The sequence below is a fragment of the Desulfovibrio piger genome (assembly GCF_012843875.1).
In the GTDB taxonomy this organism is placed as follows: domain Bacteria; phylum Desulfobacterota; class Desulfovibrionia; order Desulfovibrionales; family Desulfovibrionaceae; genus Desulfovibrio.
The window spans coordinates 46,700-66,502 of record NZ_JABAFY010000011.1 but is presented as its reverse complement, the minus strand read 5'-3'; the positions used below and the strand labels follow the sequence as shown (position 1 = coordinate 66,502).

Sequence of the window (19,803 nt, the reverse complement as noted above, 5' to 3'; positions counted from 1 at the left end):
CTGGAGCCCTTGACCAGGATTGAACTGGTGACCTCATCCTTACCAAGGATGCACTCTACCGACTGAGCTACAAGGGCGGTCCTATATGTCCGGGTTTCCCCAAAAAAACGCCCATGTTTCCACAGGCGTCGTGTTGTTTGCTGGAGCCCTTGACCAGGATTGAACTGGTGACCTCATCCTTACCAAGGATGCACTCTACCGACTGAGCTACAAGGGCGTGCTCAACGAAGAAGACTTCTACGGAAAAACTCCCTCGGGGTCAAGCGATTTTTTCATTTTTTGCTGAGAAAAATTTTCAAGACAATAACATGTTGAAATATAATGATTAAATTGTCGAATTTTGAGCGGGTAAGCCGGGCATAGGGGCTTGCAACGTCCGGCCGGCAGCGCGGGCGGCAGTTTTGGGAAAAAATCTCGGCGCCTGCGTGACAAGCGATGGCGGCAGAAGGGCGCGGACGTGGCCTCTGGTGACCACACCATCTGCCGTATGCGGCCGGGCGGCATCGGCGCAGGCGGACACACGGGAGCCATGCAGGGAAAGGAGCATACGGAGATCCCGCTGACCCATCATTGGCAAGAGGGCTTTTACGCAGGATGAGGGGGCAGACAGCCTTTGCGTGAACGGCCTTTTCACGGACAGTCAGCGCACTGCCGTGGCAGGGCAAGGTGGAAAGGCCGGGGAAGAAGGAGGGGAGACACCCACAAAAGAGCGAATCAAGACTGAGGCCCGCAGGTCGCACCTTTCGGGCAGGACACGGACCCAGATAAACGTTTTAGGGGGATGGGGGTGCAGGGGGAAGGGAGACCCTTTTCCAAAAGGGGCCCCTTCCCCTGCCAAAAGAATTCCCTAACGCTGTTCCAGCAGACGCATGATGCCCCGGAAGAGGGCGCGGCGGGCGTGGGGCGGACGCCGGTCGTCTTCCTTGCGGGCTTCGGCCAGCAGTTTTTCCAGCTCCGGGCGTCCCGCGGCTTCGGCATCGGGCCAGGGGAAGGCCGCCAGAAGATCCTCCACGTCCGCCTCGGCAGCGGAGAGCAGCTTTTCCCGCCACTGTTCGGCCAGGTGCAGACGGGCGGCATCGGCCTGCTGGCCGTTCTTGCGGGCCTCGATGGCTTCGGCCAGCGGCCCGGCGTCCACCTCGCGCATGAGGCGGCCTATGAACTGCAGCTGACGGCGCTTGCCTTCACGGTTGCTGATGCGGGTATAGAGGCGCAGGGCCTCCAGCAGATCGGGCGTCAGGGGCAGCCTGTCCAGTTCGTTGACGGGCAGCTTGGTCAGCTCGGCGCCCAGATCCTGCAGGGCCGAGCTCTGGCGCTTTTTGGCCGAGCGGCTGAGCTGTTCGGGGGCTTCCTGCCCGTTGGTCTCCACATCCCACTGATACTGTTTCTTGCGCGGCATCTTAGAGCACCACTCCCAGGATGACGCCCACCAGCACCAGCGGCGAGATGATGCCGTTGAGGGTGAAGAAGACCATGTTCACGCGGCTGAGGTCCTGCGGACGCATCAGATGATGTTCCCAGAACAGGATGGCGGACACACCGGACCAGAGCACATACCAGGGCCAGGCCAGTCCGGCGGCGATACCGGTCAGGAACAGGAAGATGGACGTGACGGCATGGGAGAAGCCGGCAATGGCCAGCGCGGTGTCCGGGCCGTAGATCGAGGGCACGGAGCAGAGGCGGAAGGCCACGTCGAAATCATAGTCCTGGAAGGAATAGTAGATGTCGAAGGCGCCCACCCAGAAGGTCACGGCAAAGAAGAGCATGATGGGCCCCATGGCCAGGCCCTCGGGATTCACGGCCAGGGCCCCGGCCAGCGGCGCCAGGCCGAGGGTGGCCCCCAGCCAGAAGTGGCAGACGGCCGAGAAACGCTTGGTCAGACTGTAGACGGCGGCAAAGATCAGGGCAGGCACCGAGAGGATGAGACAGACCGTGTTGATGGCCGCACAGGCCAGCACGAAGATGGCCGCCATGACCAGGGAGAATATCCAGGCCTGGCGCACGCTGATCTCGCCGGTGACCAGATGGCGGTTGGCGGTGCGGGGGTTCTCGCGGTCAAAGGGCAGGTCGAAGATACGGTTGATGCCCATGGCGAAGGAACGCACGCCCACCATGGCGATGGTCAGCAGGACGAGCTTGTCCCACGGCGGCATGCCGCCGGCGGCCATGACCGAACCGGCCCAGGCGTAGGGCAGGGCGAAGATGGAGTGCTCGATGCGGATCATGCGGCAGAAGGAGACGAAGCCGCGGACGGAAAAACGTCCGCACAGCGCCCCCGGCCGGCAGGAAGGCAGGGAAAAACGGGGCAGGGTGAATTTGGGCAGTTTCATCAGGGGTTAACCTCCACAGTCGGCGGGATCGCCGTGCAACTTGTCCAGCGCATGGGGCAGGGCGGGCAGGACAGCTTCCAGATTCTCCACGACAGCCTTGCGGCTGCCGGGCAGGTTGATGATGATGCTTTGTCCCAGCACGCCGGCCACCGCACGGGAGATGGCCGCATGGGGCGTCTTGGCCAGGCTGGCCTGCATCATGGCCATGCTGAAGCCGGGCAGGGGATAGTCCAGCACCGCGGACGTGACCTGCGGCGAGATGTCGCGCGGGCCCACGCCCGTACCGCCGCTGGTGCAGATGACGTCATAGCCCTGGTTCAGGGCCAGATCCACCAGCAGGGCGCGCAGCTGCACCGCATCATCGGGCAGCAGGAAGCCCTGGCTGTGGCACAGGGGCAGGGTATCGGCCACCAAGGCGGCCATGGCCGGGCCGCTGGTATCGTCGCGCATGCCCTGGGAGCCTTTGTCCGAAAGGGTCACCCAGGCCAGGGCACGGCCCGTGCGCCGCGTCTCGAGGCTGATCTCGCCCACGGGCAGATCCACCAGAGCGCGGGTCATCAGGCATTGCAGGGCGTGGCCGCCGTCATCGGCGGGCAGCCAGCAGCGGCCCGTGACGCGCAGCAGTTCCACATCGTTCGCATCATACAGGCCGGTGCCCACAGGGATGAAGGGGCACTGGCGCACCAGCGGGGACGCCAGACGATGGCTGGGCATCCCTGCGACCCGGGCCACGGACAGGGGCATGAGGCCCCCGGCGGAACAGGCTCGCAAGGCAACAGAAAGTTTCATGCATCCTCCACAAACTGCCGGGACGGCAGATAACGGCCGCTATTGTAGCGGCAAGCACAATAAGTTACAAGGACGGCAGCCGCGGCCCGTTCCCGGTGCCCGGCAAGATCAGAAAAGGAGTTTTCATGTCCACCACCCGCAGCCAGGACCAGACGCAGCACCTGCATGTGCTGGGGACCGGCAAGATGCCCGAATTGCAGGGCGGCCCCAGTACGGCGCTGCTGGAATCCTTTCCCAACCGTTACCCCCAGCGTCCCTACGTCATCAGCATCGCCTTCCCCGAGTTCACGTCCCTGTGCCCGGTGACGGGGCAGCCGGACATGGGCACCATCACCGTGGAGTACATCCCGGACCAGCTGTGCGTGGAATCCAAGAGCTTCAAGCTCTACATGTTCGCCTTCCGCAACCATCAGTCCTTCATGGAGACCATCACCAACACGGTGCTGGAAGACCTGTGGACCGTGCTCGAACCCTGCTGGTGCCGCGTCAAGGGCCTGTTCGTGCCCCGTGGCGGTACGCGCATCCATGTCTTTGCCGAGCAGTTCAAGGACATGCCCGAGGAAAAGGACGCTGCCGTCCGGGCCGCTGTCCAGGCCTGGCGTACGGAAAGCGATCCGCACAGACCGTAACGCAGCTCCCTCCGGCAGGGCGCCTTTTCCTGCCGGAGGCTTTTTTCGATGTGCCGCGTGCCCGGTCCCGGTCCCAGCCGGCACCGGGACGTCTTTTTATTAAGGATATGCCCATGAGCCTTTCGCACGGCAATGCTCCCCGTCCTTCAGGCGGTGCCCGTATGGCCCGCACGGCCGGGATGCTGGCGTTGTTCACCCTACTTTCCCGCCTGCTGGGACTGGTGCGCGACATGGGCATGGCCTGGATGGTGGGCTGCGGGCCGGTGGCCGATGCCCTGGTGGCGGCCCTGCGCCTGCCGCATCTGCTGCGCCGCCTGCTGGGCGAAGGCTCTTTGTCCATGACGCTCACGGCCTGGCTGGTGCGGCACGATGTGGCGCAAGGCCAGGGGGATCCGCTGCCCGCTCTGGCCTCCGGCCTGTTCCGGCGCCTCGTGCTGGTGCTGGGCGGCCTTGTCCTGCTGGGCATGCTGGCAGCGCCGCAATTGCTGGCCTTTCTGGCGCCCGCGCTTTCTCCTGAAGCCTTGGCGGAGGGCAGCAGCCTGCTCCGCCTTTGCCTGCCCTATGTTTTGCTGGCAGGGATGGCGGCCCTGGGCATGGCGGTGTTGCACTGCCGCGAAGTCTTCTGGCTGCCCGCGCTTTCGCCCGTCATCTTCAATGTGGTGGTCATCAGTGCCATGCTGGCGGGCTGGCTGGCGGGAGGCACAGAGGCTGTCCCGGCGGCACTGGCCGCGGGCATGAGCGCCGGGGGCCTGGCCCAGTGGCTGGCCCAATGGGGCTATGCCCGTCATGTATTCCCGGCGACCGCCATGGAGCGTCCGGCCGCCGCGCCCTCCGGCCGTGAGCTGTGGGGCTGTCTGGGGCGCTTGCCCCTGGGCCTGCTGGGGGCCGCCGCGCCGCAGCTGGTGATGCTGGCGGCCATGGGGCTGGCGGTGGGCAGTCAGATCGCGGGCCTGTACTATGCCGAGCGCCTGCTGGAGCTGCCGCTGGGCCTGATCGGTGCCTGCCTCGGCATGGCCAGTTTGCCGCGTTTGAGCCGTCTGGCCGGAGAAAAAGATTTTGCCGCCTTCCGGCGGGACATGGCCCTGGCCTTGCGCTGGGCCACGCTCTTGTCCCTGCCTGCGGCGGCGGGGCTGTGGGCCGTGGGCCCCTGCCTTGTGGACGTTTTGCTGCATCACGGGGAATTCGATGCCACGGGGGTGCGGCAGGTGACCCTGGCCCTTTGGGCGTACCTGCCCTGCCTGCCCGCCTGCGCGGTGAGCCGCTGCCTGCTGGCGGGCTGCAACGCCCTGGGCGACGTGCGCCTGACGGCCTTGTCCTCGCTGCTTGCCGTTGTTTTTACGCTTGCAGGCGGGGCGTGGCTGTTACATAGTATGGCAAGGGACATATATTTTTGTTTGCCGGCTGCGGCGGCCAGTGCGGCCCTGTGGGGACAGACCGTCTGGCTGTGGCGGGGGCTGCGTCGACGTTTGCGGCCTTTGCTGCCCGCGCCGGCGCTTCTGGACGGCATGGCCTGTCTGCGGCATGGGCTGGCCGCGGGCGCGGCAGCCGCAGGTGCCCTGATCGTCCTGCGCCTGTGCGGCATGGTCTGCCCGTTGCAGGAGCTGCTGTCCGTAATGCCGGTCCTGTTGCCCGGGCTGCCCGCCATGGCGGGCCTGGCTCTGTCCATCGGGGCCGGATGTTGTGCCTGGGGGAGCGCCCTCGTTCTGCTTGGGGACGCCGATACGCGTATGCTGGCACATAAGCTGCGCACAAAATTGCAAGGAGATTCCCGCTCGTGAAGCGGTCAGTTCTTATTTTCCTGACCAGATACCGCCGCTGGGTGGCCCTGGCCTGCTGGCTTTTGGTCATATTGCTCTTTCTGGCGCAGGCAGCGTGGAACATCATGGCTGAACGCGATGCCGCACAGAACCGTCTGCAGAACGAGGCAGGCCGGGTGGCCAGCCGTTTCACCCATCTGCTGGGACTGCACGGGGAACTCACCGCCGTTTCCACGGACGCCCTGGTGACGGGGCTCATGGAGGATCAGCGCCTGTACGCCGTGACGGTGCAGGTGGGGGACAGTCTTTTTTCCGGCCAGCGCCGCAATGAGCACTGGGAGGCCGTGCCCTGGGACGGCGAGATCACGGAGAATACCGTGCAGGGCATGAGCCCGCTGCGCCGGGAAGGGCAGCCCGTGGGCACGGTGGAGGTCTATCTTGCCCGCCGCCTGGTGCAGGAAGGTTCGGACAAGGTCATGCAGCGCGAGACCTGGCGCTTCATCATCAATACGCTGCTGCTCAGCGTCTTTCTGGCGGCGCTGTACTGGCACTGGGGCGATCTGAGGCGCCTGCATTCTTTGGGGCTGCAGCTTTTGCGCAAGCAGGGAGATCCGGAGCCGGAAAAATCCGACGACCGGAAGTGGCGGCCCGTCTCCGGTGAGGATGTCGCCGCCCCCGAGGACGCTCTGCCGGTGGATGCCATCCGCGGCAGGCATTTCCAGCAGGGGAACCCCGCAAGCTGGCATATGACCGCGGCCCTGTTCCGCCAGACCTTTGCCCATGCACCCATGCTCATGATGCGCCTGTATGCGGAAGATGAGCTGGAAGGGCTGTGCCATCTGGGGCGGATGCTGCTTGCCGCAGCGCCCTGCCTGGGGGCTGTGCGCCTTGAGGACAGCGCCCGCGAGATGCTCGATGCGCTGGAGGATCCCGGCTGTGAGGCGCGTGCGCTGGCCGTGGAGACCTGTGCGGCTGATCTTGAAGAAGTTTTGCAGGCCCTGAGCGGGGCCGCAGTGAAATAAGGAGAGACTATGGGCTTTTTTTCCGCAGTAAAAAAGTTTTTTGGTGGGGGCACCGAGGAAACGAAAGAAACGCAGGCCGCGGCAGTCGAGAAGGAAGCGGTCGCAACGTCTGTTGCCTCGGAGGAGCCTGCCGCTGATACCGGGAGCGCCGTAGCGGAGCCGGAAAGCACGCCGGAACCGGAGAGCGTCCCGGCGGCTGAAGAAGTCGTTGCCCCTGCTGAAGACGCATCTGCGGACGAGGCCCCGGAAGACGAGGCCGCCCCCGTTGCCGGGGATGTCGAACAGGTGGCGCCGGAGGCTGAAGCCGTGGTCGCGGATGAGCCCGTGGTGGAAGTGCCCGCCGCTGAAAGCGATGGCCCTGCCGCCGGAGCCGCAGAGGAGGGCGGGAGCGTCGAGGCTGCCGTGACGGTGGCGCCTGCCGACCAGCCTGCGGCGTCCGAAGCTCCGGCAGAAGCCGAGAGCACCGTGGCGGAAGGGGAACCTGTGGCGGAAGCTGAGGTGCCGACGCTTCTGGATGAGCCCTCCGTGGAGGCCGAAAGCGAACCGGTCGCCGAAGCGGAAGAAGCCCCGGCTGCTGTGATGGAAGATGAACTCCCTTCGGTCGAGGAGCCTGTGACGGAAGCGGCTGCCGAGGCTGCGGCGCCGGAAGAAGCTTCCGGTGATGCCGCTGCAGAAACGGGTGCTCCCGAACAGGATGGCGTCAGTTCGGAAGCGATTGCTTCGGAAGCTGAGGCTGCGGAAGCCGAAGTTGTCGAGATGTGCGAGGAGCCTGCTGGCGTTGATGCCGCTCCCGTGGATGTTGTGGAAGAATCCCCTGCAGAAGAGGAAGAGGCCCCTGCCGAAGCGGAAGCTGTGGCTGTCGAGGCTGAGACCGTTGTGGAGACTGCCCAGGAAGCGGAAGAAGAACCGCTGCCTGAGGCCGTGACCGGGGCCGATGCCGTCGTGATGGCTGATGCGGCCGGTGACGATACGACCACTGTGACCCCTGTTGAAGCCGACGAAGCTGCCGCTGAAGAAGCTGACGACGCCGGGACGGATGTCGCGGAAGAGGAAGCTGCCCGCGACGAGGTCCGCGAAGAAGCGGAAGAAAAGCCCGAAGCGTCTGCGCCCCGTCGCAGCTGGTGGCAGCGCATCTTCGGCAGTGACGAAGATACGGCCCGGCCGGAAGCGGCTGCCCCTGCTGGCGAGGCTGAAGAAACGCCTGTTGCGGTGGAGCAGGAGGCGGGCGAAGACGTCCATTCTGAAACTGCCGTAGCGGAAGCAGGTACGGATGAACGTGTCGCGGCTGCCGCTGAAAGCACGGAACAGGAACCTCCGGCCGAGGTGGAAAAAGACACGGAGAGCGCTGCTACGCCGGACCAGGACGAGCCCGTCGCTGAGGTCGTGGCCGATACGGCCCTTGCCGCCACTGCCGTTGCTGCGGCGGCTGCCACGGCCGAGCGTCCCACCGCGCCCGCGCTGGAGACCTGCGGTCTTGATCCCGCTCTGGCCCAGTCCATGATCCTGTGTCTGCGCGAGGCCGAACCGCGCCTCTCCGTCTGGCTGGGCATCGTGCTGGAAGGTGTGGAAGAAGCCGGGGACGAACTTTGGAAGCGTCTGCGCTTCCTGCTGCGTTCGCTGGATGCGCCCGCCGCCGAAGTGGACGCCTTCGTGGATGATTTCCGTGGCTGGCTGGAGCGTATGGAATATGTGCAGCTGGACGAATTCCGCTCCGAGTTGCAGTATCGCCTGACCCTGGCCCTGGACATGGAGGACGAGGAAGACGAGCGCAGCCGCCTGTTCCTCAAGATCAGCGAAGGCCTGAGCCGTACCCGCGAGCAGTTCTCCCGCCGTCTGGACAGCCTGTTCAGCAGCCACGGCGAACTCAACGAAAGTTTCTGGGAAGAGCTGGAAGAGCTCTTCATCATGGCCGACCTGGGCTACGAACCTTCGCTGGAGCTGGTGGAGCGTCTGCGTGAACGGGCCCGCAAGGAGAACGTGACCCGCGTGGAAGACGTGCGCGGCCTGCTCATGGCCGAAGTGGACGAGATCTTCCGTCTGCCGCGTCGTATCAGCGCCGTGAACCCGCCCGAAGTGGTGCTCTTCATCGGCGTCAACGGCGTGGGCAAGACCACCACCATCGCCAAGCTGGCCCACCGCGCCCGCATGCAGGGCAAAAAGGTCATGATCGCCGCGGCCGACACCTTCCGTGCGGCGGCCATCGAGCAGCTGCAGGTCTGGGCCGAACGCGTGGGCGCGCTCTTCCATGCCCGCCCCGCCGGTTCCGATCCGGCCTCCGTGGCCTACGAAGCCATGGACCGCGCCCTGGCCGAAAAGGTGGACATCCTCTTTGTGGATACCGCCGGCCGCCTGCAGACCAAGGTCAACCTTATGGAAGAGCTGACCAAGATCCGTCAGGTGCTGGGCAAGAAGCATGAAGGCGCGCCGCACCGCTGCATCCTGGTCATCGACGCCACCACCGGCCAGAACGCTCTTTCGCAGGCCAAGCTCTTCAAGGAAGCCGCCGGTGTGGACGAGCTCATCCTCACCAAGCTGGACGGTACGGCCAAGGGTGGCGTGGCCATCGCCGTGGCCATGCAGGAAAAGCTGCCCATCACCTATGTGGGCCTGGGCGAAAAGCTCGAAGACCTGCGGCCCTTCAACGGTGCCGACTATGCCCGCGCCCTGCTGGGCGACCTGGATCAGGGCAAGTAGCGCTGATTTTAGTATGATGTAGACGAGAGGGGGGCTTTTCCTGCTGGGGAAAGTCCCCTCCCGCTTTTTTGGGGAAAAAACGCTGTACCGGGCTGTGGATCTCGCCCGCTATCCTGGGCAGCCGTCACATCCCGCTCCCGGATCTTGCGGGAGGAAGGCCTCCAACAATCGAAGCAACAATTTTTCGTCACGCTGTTTGCCTCTGCGGCAGGGGGCGCTTGGGGCAGCCCCCGATCCGTGATGTCGCTGGGGATTTTTTTTTGCTTCATGGGGCTACAGGTCGTGTTTTTGCGCTTCGGCCTGTGAGAAATTCCCCACTCCGGCGGATGGCAATATATATTTTATGACATGCCTCCTTTATCCGCGTCTGAGCTCCGCTTTTTTCTTGTCGGAACGGGAAAATCAGCAATAGCGCGAAAAAAAATCCCTCTCGCAGTGAAAAAAACTTGACGCATCGCCCCATTCCCGATAGAAGGAACCTCGCCTTGAGCAACAAGGCTGTTCCCTGGACGGCAGGGAAGGGCAGATTGAGTCTGTCCTGATGCACCCAAAGCGGTCGCTCCGCGGCGGGTTTTGACATGTGCAGGCGTTACCAGATGCCGAGACAATGTCGAGCCGTTCCAGCCCACACAGCGGATCCCACCTGGCGATCAGGTGACCCCGGGCTGTAAAGGTAAGGGGGGATGTTCCCCCATTTGGTGACCCTGCGGGACCACCCTCGTCACTGCTTCAGTCAGTGACAGGCCTGGGCTACGCCGGGAAGCATCACACGGATGATGCAGGCACGCTCAGGCGTCCGTACCTTCCGATATATCTGATTCCTTCAGATTCTGTGATGTGCGCTGCTTCAAGCGCTTCTCTTCCCCAAGTTGTTGCCCAGTCTCCCCAACGGGTGAGGCCGACCTTCGGGCCCGTGGTTTTTGGCCCGCGCAAAGCTGTTAAGAAACCTGCGCCGAACCCAACCGGCCAGGATTTTTCAAACGGAGTAGGCAACAATGACGACAGTTAGCAGTGATCGCATTCGGATCAAGCTCAAAGCCTACGATTACCGCATCCTGGACAAGGCTGTTGCGGAAATCGTGGATACGGCGCGCAATACCGGTGCCGGTGTGGCCGGGCCCATCCCGCTGCCCACCAATATTCATAAGTACACCATTCAGCGTTCCGTGCATGTGGACAAGAAGTCCCGTGAGCAGTTCGAAATGCGCATCCACAAGCGGCTTATGGACATCCTTGAACCCACGCAGCAGACCGTTGACGCCCTCGGCAAGCTTTCCCTGCCCGCTGGCGTGGACGTTGAAATCAAGCTCTAGTGAGAGGCAGTCATGGCTGAGAAAATGGGAATTTTGGGTCGTAAACTTGGTATGACCCGCATTTTTGCCGGTGACGGCGCCGCTGTGCCCGTCACGGTGATTCAGGCCGGGCCCTGCCCCGTCACCCAGGTGAAGACCGTTGAAACCGACGGTTACAACGCTCTGCAGATCGCGCTGACCGAAGACAAGGAAAAGCACGTCAGCAAGGCCATGAAGGGCCACTTCGCCAAGGCCGGCACCGGCCTGTACCGCGAACTGCGTGAAATCCGCCTGGAAAACGCCCCTGAAATGGAACCCGGTCAGGAACTGACCGTGGAAATGTTTGCTACCGGCGACAAGGTCAAAGTGACCGCCAAGAGCATCGGTAAGGGCTACCAGGGCCGTATGCGCCGTTGGAACTTCGCCGGTTCCAAGGATACGCACGGTTGCGAAAAAGTGCACCGTAACAACGGCTCCATCGGTAACAACACCTTCCCCGGCCATGTGTTCAAGGGCCGTAAGATGGCTGGCCATTGGGGCAACGAAACCGTGACGGAAATGGGCCTTGTGATCGTTGACGTTCGTCCTGCCGACAACGTCATCCTGGTCAAGGGTTCCGTGCCCGGCCCCAAGAACGGGCTGGTGCTGATCCGCAAGCAGTAGAGGAAGCACAACAATGGCTACCGTGAAAGTTTATGACCAGAACAAGCAGGAATGCGGCGAACTGACGCTTTCCGCCGACGTGTTTGAAGTTGAGGCTCGTCCCGAGATCCTCAACCTCGTGGTGCGTGCCCAGATGGCCGCCAAGCGCGCCGGTACCCACATGGCCAAGACCCGCGCCTTCGTTTCCGGCGGCGGCGTGAAGCCCTGGAAGCAGAAGGGCACCGGTCGCGCCCGTTCCGGCTCCAATCGTTCGCCCGTGTGGCGTGGCGGCGCCATCGTGTTTGGCCCCCAGCCCCGCGATTACAGCTTCAAGGTCAACAGCAAGGTGCGCGCCCTGGCCATGAAGATGGCTCTGTCGAGCCGTCTGGCCGCCGAAAACCTGCTGGTGGTCAAGGGCATCGAACTGCCCGAAGCCAAGACCAAGCATTTTGCCAAAGTGGCCGGTACTCTGGGCCTGAACAAGGCTCTCATCGTGACCGCCGAGGAAAGCGAAGCCCTGACCCGCTCCGCCCGCAACATCCCCGGCATCACGCTGACCACGCCTGATCGTCTGAGCGTGCTGGAGATCCTCCGCCACAAGCAGCTGGTCCTGCTGGAAGGCGCCGTGGCGCCCGTGCAGGCCCGCTTTGAAAAATAAGAGGGGCAACTCATGGAATTCACCCAGGTTCTTATCAAGCCCCTGCTGACGGAAAAGACCACCCTGCTGAAGGATGAGTCCCGTCAGGTGGCTTTCTATGTTCATCCCGGCGCCAACAAGCTTGAAATCAAGCAGGCCGTGGAAAAGGCTTTTGATGTGAAAGTTGAAGCGGTCAACGTGGTTCGCAAGGCTCCCTCCAATCGGGAACGCCAGGGTCGCGTGGTGGGCCGTAAGCCCGGCTGGAAGAAGGCCTATGTGACCTTGCGCCAGGGCGATAAAATCGAGTTCTTCGAGGGAGTGTAAAATGGCTGTCCGTAAGCTGAAACCGACCTCCGCCGGGCGTCGTTTCCAGACGGTTTCCGACTTTGCGGAAATCACCCGGACGACCCCTGAGAAGTCGCTCACCGTGGGCCTGACCAAGAAGGCCGGCCGCAACAACCGTGGCCGCGTGACCAGCCGTCGTCGTGGCGGCGGTGTGAAGCGCCTGTACCGCATCATCGACTTCAAGCGTAACAAGTTCGGCATCGCCGCCAAGGTTGCGCACATCGAATACGACCCCAACCGTACCGCCCGTATCGCCCTGCTCCACTACGTGGACGGCGAAAAGCGCTACATCATCGCTCCTGTGGGTCTGAAGCAGGGCGACGTGGTGCTGGCCGGTGAAGGTGCCGACATCAAGCCCGGCAACGCCATGCAGATGTCCCGCATCCCGGTGGGTACCGTGATCCACAACGTCGAGCTGTACCCCGGCAAGGGTGGCCAGCTCTGCCGCGCCGCTGGCACCTACGCCCAGCTCGTGGCCAAGGAAGGCAAGTACGCCCTGCTGCGTCTGCCCTCCGGCGAAGTGCGCAAGGTGCTGGCTTCCTGCGTGGCCACTGTGGGCCAGGTGGGCAACATCCAGCACGAAAACATCTCCCTGGGCAAGGCCGGCCGCAACCGCTGGCTGGGTCGCCGTCCTCAGGTCCGCGGTGTGGCCATGAACCCCATCGACCATCCCCTGGGCGGTGGCGAAGGCCGCAGCTCCGGTGGTCGTCATCCCGTGTCGCCCTGGGGTATGCCTGCCAAGGGCTTCAAGACCCGCGACAAGAACAAGGCTTCTTCGCGCCTTATCATTAAGCGCCGCGGCCAGAAGTAGGAGTAGCAGATGCCCAGATCTTTGAAGAAAGGGCCGTTCATCGACGGCCACCTGATGAAGAAGGTTGACGCTGCGGTGGCCTCCAATGACCATCGCGTGGTGAAGACCTGGTCGCGCCGCTCGACCATCCTGCCCGAAATGGTGGGTCTGACCTTTGCGGTGCACAATGGCAAAAAGTTTGTGCCGGTGTTCGTGACCGAAAACATGGTGGGTCACAAGCTGGGCGAATTCTCGCCCACCCGTACCTTCCACGGCCACGCCGCTGACAAGAAGGCCAAGGCCGGCAAGAAGTAGGGTAGAGATATGGAATCCAAAGCTATCGCGAAATTCCAGCGCGTGTCGCCCCGCAAGACCCGCCTTGTGGCCAAGAACGTGCAGGGCAAGGGTGTGGAAGAAGCCATGAACATTCTGCGCTTCACCCCCAACAAGCCCGCCGGCGTGCTGCTGAATGTGCTCAAGAGCGCCGTGGCCAATGCCTCCCAGCTGGGTGGCGTGAACGTGGACGCCATGGTCATCAAGGAAGTCATCGTGAACGAAGGCCCCACCTGGAAGCGCTTCATGCCCCGCGCCCAGGGCCGTGCCACCAAGATTCACAAGCGTACCAGCCACGTTACCGTTATACTCGCAGAAGGGCAGGAATAGGCTATGGGTCAGAAAGTTCATCCGTTTGGCTTCCGGCTGGGGTACAACAAGAACTGGCAGTCCCGCTGGTTCAGCAAGAAGGACTACCCTGCCTTTGTGTTTGAAGACAGCAAGATTCGCGCCTATGTGAAGAAGCTCCTGTATCATGCGGGGCTGGCCAAGATCGAAATCGAACGCGCCGGTGGCAAGATCCGTCTGATCCTGTCCACTGCCCGTCCCGGTATCGTCATCGGCCGCAAGGGCGTGGAAATCGAAAAGCTGCGCGGCGACCTCCGCCAGAAGTTTGGCCGTGAGTTCTCGCTGGAAGTAAATGAAATCCGTCGTCCCGAAGTGGAAGCCCAGCTCGTGGCCGAAAACATCGCCCAGCAGCTGGAACGCCGCGTGGCCTTCCGTCGCGCCATGAAGCGCACGGTGTCCATGGCCCGCAAGTTCGGTGGCGAAGGCATCAAGGTGACCTGCTCCGGTCGTCTGGCGGGCGCTGAAATCGCCCGTACCGAATGGTACCGTGACGGTCGCGTGCCGTTGCAGACCCTGCGCGCCGACATCGACTACGGTTTTGCCGAAGCGCACACCACCTACGGCATCATCGGTGTCAAGGTGTGGATCTACAAGGGTGAAATCCTTGACAAAGAGGTTGATCAGTAATGCTCGCGCCTAAGAAAGTTAAATTCCGTAAATGGCAGAAGGGCCGCCTGCGTGGCCTGGCTAGCCGCGGCGCCTCCATCGCCTTTGGCGATATTGGCCTGAAGGCCGTGCAGCACGGTCAGTTGTCCAGCCAGCAGATTGAAGCCGCCCGTATCGCCATGATGCGTCACATCAAGCGTGGCGGTAAGGTCTGGATCCGCGTGTTCCCCGACCGCCCCGTGACCGCCAAGCCTCTTGAAACCCGTCAGGGTTCCGGTAAGGGTGCTCCGGTGGGCTGGTGCGCTCCGGTCAAGCCCGGCCGCGTGCTGTACGAAATCAAGGGCGTCAGCCTTGACCTGGCTCGCGAGGCTCTGACCCGCGCCGCCCACAAGCTGCCCGTGAAGACCATCATCGTGGTGAGGGAGGGCCTGTAGTATGGCTGCCAAGAAGAACGAAAAAGCCGCCATGGCCACTGCCGCCGAGCTGCGCGACATGAGCGTCGAAGAGCTGCGTGCCAAGCTGGCCGAACAGCGCGAAGAACTCATGACGGCCCGTTTCAAGCATGCCACCGCGCAGCTTGAAAAGACTTCCGAGCTCAAGGCCATGCGCCGTCAGGTGGCTCGCATTTCCACCGTTTTGACTGAAAAGGAATAGAGGGGCTGAACCATGCAAGCTCTGGAAAATCGCAAGGGCAGAACCCTCACCGGTATCGTTGTCAGCGACAAGAACGACAAGACCATCGTCGTGCGCGTTGAAACGCTGGTGAAGCATCCTCTGCTCAAGAAGTATGTGAGGCGCCGCAAAAAGTTCACGGCTCATGATCCCATGAACGAATGCGGCATGGGCGATAAGGTTAAAATCGTGGAGTTCCGCCCCATGTCGCGCAACAAGCGCTGGCATCTGGTCTCCATCATCGAAAAGGCTGTGTAGGGTAGAACCATGATCCAGGTAGAATCGACTCTTCAGGTGGCCGACAACAGCGGCGCCAAAAAGGTGGCCTGCATCAAGGTGCTCGGTGGTTCCCACCGCCGTTACGCTTCCGTGGGCGACATCATCGTCGTGTCCGTCAAGGAAGCCATGCCCCACAGCAAGGTCAAGAAAGGCGACGTCATGAAGGCCGTTATCGTGCGCACTGCCAAGGAAGTGCGTCGCATGGACGGCTCCTACATCAAGTTCGACGGCAACGCCGCTGTCCTGCTCTCCAACCAGGGCGAACCCGTGGGTACCCGTATCTTCGGACCCGTCGCTCGTGAGCTGCGCGCCGCCAACTTCATGAAGATCATTTCTCTTGCCCCCGAAGTGCTGTAGGAGATGACTATGAAAACGTATCGCATCCGCAAGGACGACAAGGTGATGGTCATCACCGGCAAGGACGCGGGCAAGATCGGCAAGGTGCTCAAGGTTCTTCCCAAGAAGGACCGCGTGCTGGTGGAAAAGGTCAACGTGGCCAAGCGCCACATGCGCCCCAACCCCTATGCCCAGCAGCCCGGTGGCATCGTGGAAAAGGAAATGCCCATCCACGTGTCCAACGTGATGGTGGTGTGCTCCGCTTGCGCCAAGCCGACCAAGGTGGGCTACAAGTACATTGAGTCCGAAGGCAAGCAGAAAAAAGTGCGCTTCTGCAAGAAGTGCAACGAAGTTATGGAATAAGGTGATACGATGACACGCCTTGAAAAGATTTATAGAGAGAAAGTGGTTCCGGTACTGCAGAAGGAGTTCAACTACTCCTCCTCCATGCAACTGCCCGGCATCGAGAAGATCTCTCTGAACATCGGTCTCGGCGCCGCCAGCCAGAACAACAAGCTGATGGAAGAAGCCGTGGCGGAACTGACCGCCATCGCCGGACAGAAGGCCGTGGTTACCCGCGCCAAGAAGTCCATCGCTTCCTTCAAGCTGCGTGAAGGCATGCCCATCGGGGCTCGCGTCACCCTGCGCAAGGATCGTATGTGGGACTTCCTGGACAAGCTGATGAACTTTGCCCTGCCCCGCGTGCGTGACTTCCGCGGTATCCCGGACCGTGGTTTTGATGGTCGCGGCAACTTTACCCTGGGCATCAAGGAACACACCATCTTCCCCGAAATGGAAGCTGACCGTGTGGAAAACCCCAAGGGCATGAACATCACCATTGTCACCTCGGCGACCACGGACAAGGAAGGCAAGTTCCTTCTGGACCAGCTGGGCATGCCGTTCCGCAAGTAGGAGTAGAGCTATGTCCCGTACCGCTCTTGAAGTGAAGGCTTCCCGTAAGCCCAAGTTCAGCTCCCGCGCCTACAATCGTTGCCCCATTTGCGGGCGTCCCCGGGCCTTCATGCGCCAGTTCGGCATCTGCCGTATCTGCTTCCGCAACATGGCCCTGCGCGGCGAACTGCCCGGTGTGCGTAAATCCAGCTGGTAATCCGCATCCCGGACTGATCTGAAAGATGGAGGGACTCCGAAAGGGGTCCCTCTTTCCGTTTCCGGAGAAGGGCAGGGGAGAGGGGACTGTGCCCCGGCGCTTCCTGCATCCGGCGGGCGGCCCCGGGCAGGAAGGTCCCTTGTGCGCATCCGGGGGCGCAGTCTTACATGGTTTCCGGCTTCCGGGGAGGGACGTATCCTCTTTCGGGATACGTTCTTCACCCGGCCGGTCTCCTTCCTTTTGCAAATTTTTCTTGCTTCCCGATGACAGATGGGCTATCTGCCCCTGCGCGCCGTACGCCGTACCCTGCCGGAAAGTCCGGTGGAGCCGGCCATGCGGCGCGGGTCGCACCGGAGACGGGCGGGACTCCTGCAGTGGAGCAGCCCCGTTTTCATTCATGGTGCGGCGATCCGGTGCCTGGTCCCTCGCATGCAGGCCGGGATGCCCGGCAGGACCGGCGCCGGCATGACTCGGGAACGCCCTGGAAAGAGCGGATTTTCAGGCCGTGAGCAAAAAAAACATTGCCTTTTGCTCCGGCTTGGGATATGGACTTTCGATTGTGTGCGGGAAGTGGCGGCATGGGGCCGCTAACCCCTCACGAAACCAACCTTAGGAGCTATCGATGTTGACAGATCCTATTGCGGATATGCTGACCCGTATCCGCAACGCACATTTGGCCCTGCACAAGGAAGTGAATGTGCCGCGCTCGAAGATGAAAGAAGCCTTAGCCGCCATCCTCAAGCAGGAAGGTTACGTCGAAGACGTGGCTATCGACGACCGCAACATTACCATCACGCTGAAGTACCAGAAGGGCAAGGCCGTCATCTCCGGCCTGAAGCGCGTCAGCACCCCCGGTCGCCGCGTGTATGTGGGCGCTCACCAGATCCCCAAGGTGCAGAACGGCCTCGGCATTTGCATTCTGTCCACGTCCAGCGGTGTGCTGGACGGCATGACCGCCCATGAAAAGAAGGTGGGCGGCGAACTTCTGTGTGAAATCTGGTAGGGGTGCACCATGTCTCGTATCGGCAAACAGCCCATTACCGTTCCCGCTGGCGTTGAAGTCAAGATCGGAACGGATGTTGTGGAAGTGAAGGGCCCCAAGGGTACGCTGCATACCCCTGTGTGCAGCCTGCTGAATTATGACCTCACCGACGGTGTGCTGACCCTGACCCGCGTGGAAGACGACCGTCACAGCCGTGCTCAGCACGGTCTGCGCCGCACCCTGCTCGCCAACTGCATCGAAGGCGTGACCAAGGGCTTCTCCAAGTCCCTGGAAGTGATCGGCGTGGGCTACCGCGTTGCCGTCAAGGGCAACCTGGTGGAACTGTCCGTGGGCTTCTCCCACCCCGTGCTGGTGGAACTGCCCGAAGGCATCCAGGCCAAGGCCGAAGGTCAGATCCTGACCATCAGCGGCGCCGACAAGGAACTGGTGGGCGAAATGGCCGCCAAGATCCGTCGCATCCGCAAGCCCGAACCCTACAAGGGCAAGGGCATTAAGTATACCACCGAGACCATCCGCCGCAAGGTCGGTAAGTCCGGCGGCAAGAAGTAGGTAGGGATTGCGTCATGAAGCTTACCAAGAATGAATCCCGTCAGCGCCGCAAGGTTCGCATTCGTAAAAAGGTGCAGGGTACCGCCGAACGTCCCCGTCTGGTGGTGTACCGCTCCAACATGCACATCTACGCCCAGATCGTGAACGATCAGGAAGGCGCCACCCTGGTCGCCGCCTCCACCCTCAGCCTGGCCAAGACCGAAGCCGGTATGCATTGCAACCTGGCCGGCGCCGAGAAGGTGGGCATGGAAATCGCCCGTCTTGCCAAGGAAAAGAACATCACCCAGGTGGTGTTCGATCGCAACGGGTACCTTTATCACGGTCGCGTGAAAGCCGTGGCCGACGGCGCCCGCGAAGGCGGCCTGGAGTTCTAATATGCGTCAGGAAAATACCGAAACCAAACAGAACGAATTGGGCGAAATCGAAAAGATCGTCTCCCTGAACCGCGTGGCCAAGGTGGTCAAGGGCGGTCGCCGTTTCAGCTTCAGCGCCCTTGTGGTGGTGGGCGACGGCAAGGGTGGCGTGGGCTACGGCCTGGGCAAGGCCCAGGAAGTGCCCGAAGCCCTGCGCAAGGCCACTGAACGCGCTCGCAAGAACCGCGTGCAGATTCCTCTGGTGGAAGGCACCCTGCCTTACGAAGTGCTGGGCCGCTTCGGCGCTGGTCGCGTCATGCTGAAGCCCGCCTCCGAAGGTACCGGTATCATCGCCGGTGGTGCCGTGCGTGCCGTCATGGAAGCCGTGGGCGTGCGTGACGTCCTGGCCAAGGCCATCGGCACCAACAACCCCCATAACGTGCTGCGTGCCACCATGCAGGGCCTGATCTCCCTGCGCAGCGCTGACGAAGTGTCCGAGCTGCGTGGCAAGAAGCTCGAAGCCCCGAGGAAGTAAGTCATGGCTGAAATTACGGTCAAACTCGTGCGTTCTCGCATCGGCACCACGCCGGCCCAGCGCAAGCTGCTGGACTCCCTTGGCCTCAAGCGTCGCGAACAGGTCAAGTCGTTCAAGGACACCCCGGCCATCCGGGGCATCATCGCCAAAGTTTCGCACCTTGTGGCCCTGGTGGACTAGTCCACGGCCGCAGGAGGAGTATATATCATGCAACTGCACAATCTCTTTCCCTTCCCGGAAGAGCGCAAAACCCGCCGTCGTGTGGGCCGTGGTTCCGGTTCCGGCTTGGGCTGCACCGCTGGCAAGGGTAACAAGGGTCAGAACGCCCGTGCCGGCGGCGGTGTGCGTCCCGGTTTCGAAGGCGGCCAGATGCCCCTGCAGCGTCGTCTTCCCAAGCACGGCTTCAAGAACTTCCCCTTCAAGGTGACCTACGACGTGATCAATCTGGACCGTCTGCAGGAAGCCTTTGAAGGCAAGAGCGAGATCACCCTGGACGACATCTACGCCCGCGGCCTGGCCCGTCTGGGCGCGCCCGTGAAAGTGCTTTCCCGCGGCGAAGTGAAGTCGGCCATCAAGGTGGAAGCTCACAAGTTCAGCCAGGCCGCTGCGGAAAAGATCCGCAACGCCGGCGGCGAAGCCACCGAACTTGAAGCTGCGCAAGCGGCTGAGTAATTATGCGCCATGCCGGTAACGGCAGGCGGATGTCTTTGACCCCGCGCCGGAATGGGCGCGGGGTAAAGACGCTCCCGCGCATATG

28 protein-coding genes and 2 tRNA genes are annotated in these 19,803 nt (G+C 62.4%); 25 read left to right on the top strand and 5 right to left on the bottom strand.

The window, feature by feature from the left end:
* Nucleotide 1 precedes the first annotated feature (1 nt).
* From HF854_RS04735 to HF854_RS04715, 5 genes are all read right to left on the bottom strand, one after another.
* A tRNA-Thr gene (locus tag HF854_RS04735) sits at nucleotides 2-77 on the bottom strand.
* A gap of 64 nt (nucleotides 78-141) precedes the next feature.
* Nucleotides 142-217, bottom strand: a tRNA-Thr gene (locus HF854_RS04730).
* Nucleotides 218-847: 630 nt separating this feature from the next.
* Nucleotides 848-1,396 carry a ribosome biogenesis factor YjgA gene (gene yjgA, locus HF854_RS04725; RefSeq protein ID WP_168935252.1) on the bottom strand — a complete coding sequence of 183 codons (549 nt, stop codon included), beginning with the start codon at nucleotides 1,394-1,396 and terminating at the stop codon, nucleotides 848-850.
* Nucleotide 1,397: 1 nt separating this feature from the next.
* Nucleotides 1,398-2,222, bottom strand: a complete 825-nt coding sequence (locus HF854_RS04720; RefSeq protein ID WP_168935258.1) for a 4-hydroxybenzoate octaprenyltransferase — start codon at nucleotides 2,220-2,222, stop codon at nucleotides 1,398-1,400.
* A 111-nt stretch (nucleotides 2,223-2,333) separates the two neighbouring features.
* A complete protein-coding gene (locus tag HF854_RS04715; RefSeq protein ID WP_168935251.1) occupies nucleotides 2,334-3,116 on the bottom strand; it encodes a MogA/MoaB family molybdenum cofactor biosynthesis protein in 783 nt (260 codons plus the stop codon).
* Nucleotides 3,117-3,241: 125 nt separating this feature from the next.
* Here HF854_RS04715 and queF point away from each other — a divergent pair, with 125 nt between their 5' ends.
* The 25 genes from queF (at nucleotide 3,242) to rplO (ending at nucleotide 19,718) form a co-directional block, all read left to right on the top strand.
* On the top strand, nucleotides 3,242-3,745 hold the full coding sequence (queF, locus tag HF854_RS04710; protein WP_006008387.1) for a preQ(1) synthase: 504 nt from the start codon (nucleotides 3,242-3,244) through the stop codon (nucleotides 3,743-3,745).
* Nucleotides 3,746-3,858: 113 nt separating this feature from the next.
* On the top strand, nucleotides 3,859-5,523 hold the full coding sequence (gene murJ, locus HF854_RS04705) for a murein biosynthesis integral membrane protein MurJ (protein WP_168935250.1): 1,665 nt from the start codon (nucleotides 3,859-3,861) through the stop codon (nucleotides 5,521-5,523).
* A complete protein-coding gene (locus tag HF854_RS04700) occupies nucleotides 5,520-6,524 on the top strand; it encodes a hypothetical protein (RefSeq protein WP_168935249.1) in 1,005 nt (334 codons plus the stop codon). The genes murJ and HF854_RS04700 overlap by 4 nt, the downstream gene beginning before the upstream one ends.
* Nucleotides 6,525-7,655: 1,131 nt before the next feature.
* Nucleotides 7,656-9,218, top strand: coding sequence for a signal recognition particle-docking protein FtsY (gene ftsY, locus HF854_RS04695; RefSeq protein WP_168935257.1), 1,563 nt, complete (start codon nucleotides 7,656-7,658; stop codon nucleotides 9,216-9,218).
* 995 nt (nucleotides 9,219-10,213) lie between these two features.
* On the top strand, nucleotides 10,214-10,531 hold the full coding sequence (gene rpsJ / locus HF854_RS04690; RefSeq protein WP_006008400.1) for a 30S ribosomal protein S10: 318 nt from the start codon (nucleotides 10,214-10,216) through the stop codon (nucleotides 10,529-10,531).
* Nucleotides 10,532-10,543: 12 nt separating this feature from the next.
* On the top strand, nucleotides 10,544-11,173 hold the full coding sequence (gene rplC / locus HF854_RS04685; RefSeq protein ID WP_168935248.1) for a 50S ribosomal protein L3: 630 nt from the start codon (nucleotides 10,544-10,546) through the stop codon (nucleotides 11,171-11,173).
* Nucleotides 11,174-11,186: 13 nt separating this feature from the next.
* A complete protein-coding gene (gene rplD / locus HF854_RS04680; protein WP_006008404.1) occupies nucleotides 11,187-11,810 on the top strand; it encodes a 50S ribosomal protein L4 in 624 nt (207 codons plus the stop codon).
* Between the two features lie 12 nt (nucleotides 11,811-11,822).
* The gene (gene rplW / locus HF854_RS04675) at nucleotides 11,823-12,113 is read left to right on the top strand and encodes a 50S ribosomal protein L23 (RefSeq protein WP_006008406.1); all 291 of its coding nucleotides are present in this window, start codon (nucleotides 11,823-11,825) and stop codon (nucleotides 12,111-12,113) included.
* A gap of 1 nt (nucleotide 12,114) precedes the next feature.
* Nucleotides 12,115-12,945: a 50S ribosomal protein L2 gene (gene rplB, locus HF854_RS04670; protein ID WP_006008408.1), complete on the top strand. Its 831-nt coding sequence runs from the start codon at nucleotides 12,115-12,117 to the stop codon at nucleotides 12,943-12,945.
* A 9-nt stretch (nucleotides 12,946-12,954) separates the two neighbouring features.
* Nucleotides 12,955-13,239, top strand: a complete 285-nt coding sequence (gene rpsS / locus HF854_RS04665; RefSeq protein ID WP_006008410.1) for a 30S ribosomal protein S19 — start codon at nucleotides 12,955-12,957, stop codon at nucleotides 13,237-13,239.
* 9 nt (nucleotides 13,240-13,248) lie between these two features.
* Nucleotides 13,249-13,587 (top strand): 50S ribosomal protein L22, encoded by a 339-nt coding sequence (gene rplV, locus HF854_RS04660; protein WP_006008412.1) that lies wholly within the window; start codon nucleotides 13,249-13,251, stop codon nucleotides 13,585-13,587.
* Between the two features lie 3 nt (nucleotides 13,588-13,590).
* Nucleotides 13,591-14,232, top strand: a complete 642-nt coding sequence (rpsC, locus tag HF854_RS04655; protein ID WP_006008414.1) for a 30S ribosomal protein S3 — start codon at nucleotides 13,591-13,593, stop codon at nucleotides 14,230-14,232.
* Nucleotides 14,232-14,645, top strand: coding sequence for a 50S ribosomal protein L16 (gene rplP, locus HF854_RS04650; RefSeq protein ID WP_006008417.1), 414 nt, complete (start codon nucleotides 14,232-14,234; stop codon nucleotides 14,643-14,645). The genes rpsC and rplP overlap by 1 nt, the downstream gene beginning before the upstream one ends.
* Nucleotides 14,646-14,676: 31 nt before the next feature.
* The gene (gene rpmC, locus HF854_RS04645; protein ID WP_040369967.1) at nucleotides 14,677-14,865 is read left to right on the top strand and encodes a 50S ribosomal protein L29; all 189 of its coding nucleotides are present in this window, start codon (nucleotides 14,677-14,679) and stop codon (nucleotides 14,863-14,865) included.
* 12 nt (nucleotides 14,866-14,877) lie between these two features.
* Nucleotides 14,878-15,141 carry a 30S ribosomal protein S17 gene (gene rpsQ / locus HF854_RS04640; RefSeq protein ID WP_006008421.1) on the top strand — a complete coding sequence of 88 codons (264 nt, stop codon included), beginning with the start codon at nucleotides 14,878-14,880 and terminating at the stop codon, nucleotides 15,139-15,141.
* Between the two features lie 9 nt (nucleotides 15,142-15,150).
* Nucleotides 15,151-15,519 (top strand): 50S ribosomal protein L14, encoded by a 369-nt coding sequence (rplN, locus tag HF854_RS04635; protein ID WP_006008423.1) that lies wholly within the window; start codon nucleotides 15,151-15,153, stop codon nucleotides 15,517-15,519.
* A gap of 9 nt (nucleotides 15,520-15,528) precedes the next feature.
* Nucleotides 15,529-15,861 (top strand): 50S ribosomal protein L24, encoded by a 333-nt coding sequence (rplX, locus tag HF854_RS04630; RefSeq protein ID WP_040369827.1) that lies wholly within the window; start codon nucleotides 15,529-15,531, stop codon nucleotides 15,859-15,861.
* Nucleotides 15,862-15,870: 9 nt separating this feature from the next.
* Nucleotides 15,871-16,410, top strand: coding sequence for a 50S ribosomal protein L5 (gene rplE, locus HF854_RS04625; RefSeq protein WP_006008426.1), 540 nt, complete (start codon nucleotides 15,871-15,873; stop codon nucleotides 16,408-16,410).
* 10 nt (nucleotides 16,411-16,420) lie between these two features.
* On the top strand, nucleotides 16,421-16,606 hold the full coding sequence (locus HF854_RS04620) for a type Z 30S ribosomal protein S14 (RefSeq protein ID WP_006008429.1): 186 nt from the start codon (nucleotides 16,421-16,423) through the stop codon (nucleotides 16,604-16,606).
* A gap of 622 nt (nucleotides 16,607-17,228) precedes the next feature.
* Nucleotides 17,229-17,609 carry a 30S ribosomal protein S8 gene (gene rpsH, locus HF854_RS04615; protein WP_006008433.1) on the top strand — a complete coding sequence of 127 codons (381 nt, stop codon included), beginning with the start codon at nucleotides 17,229-17,231 and terminating at the stop codon, nucleotides 17,607-17,609.
* Nucleotides 17,610-17,618: 9 nt separating this feature from the next.
* Nucleotides 17,619-18,158, top strand: coding sequence for a 50S ribosomal protein L6 (rplF, locus tag HF854_RS04610; RefSeq protein WP_168935247.1), 540 nt, complete (start codon nucleotides 17,619-17,621; stop codon nucleotides 18,156-18,158).
* A gap of 14 nt (nucleotides 18,159-18,172) precedes the next feature.
* Nucleotides 18,173-18,532 (top strand): 50S ribosomal protein L18, encoded by a 360-nt coding sequence (gene rplR, locus HF854_RS04605; RefSeq protein ID WP_006008437.1) that lies wholly within the window; start codon nucleotides 18,173-18,175, stop codon nucleotides 18,530-18,532.
* A 1-nt stretch (nucleotide 18,533) separates the two neighbouring features.
* A complete protein-coding gene (rpsE, locus tag HF854_RS04600) occupies nucleotides 18,534-19,046 on the top strand; it encodes a 30S ribosomal protein S5 (RefSeq protein ID WP_072337310.1) in 513 nt (170 codons plus the stop codon).
* Nucleotides 19,047-19,049: 3 nt separating this feature from the next.
* On the top strand, nucleotides 19,050-19,226 hold the full coding sequence (gene rpmD / locus HF854_RS04595; protein WP_072337311.1) for a 50S ribosomal protein L30: 177 nt from the start codon (nucleotides 19,050-19,052) through the stop codon (nucleotides 19,224-19,226).
* Between the two features lie 27 nt (nucleotides 19,227-19,253).
* Nucleotides 19,254-19,718, top strand: coding sequence for a 50S ribosomal protein L15 (rplO, locus tag HF854_RS04590; protein WP_006008442.1), 465 nt, complete (start codon nucleotides 19,254-19,256; stop codon nucleotides 19,716-19,718).
* Nucleotides 19,719-19,803 lie beyond the last annotated feature (85 nt).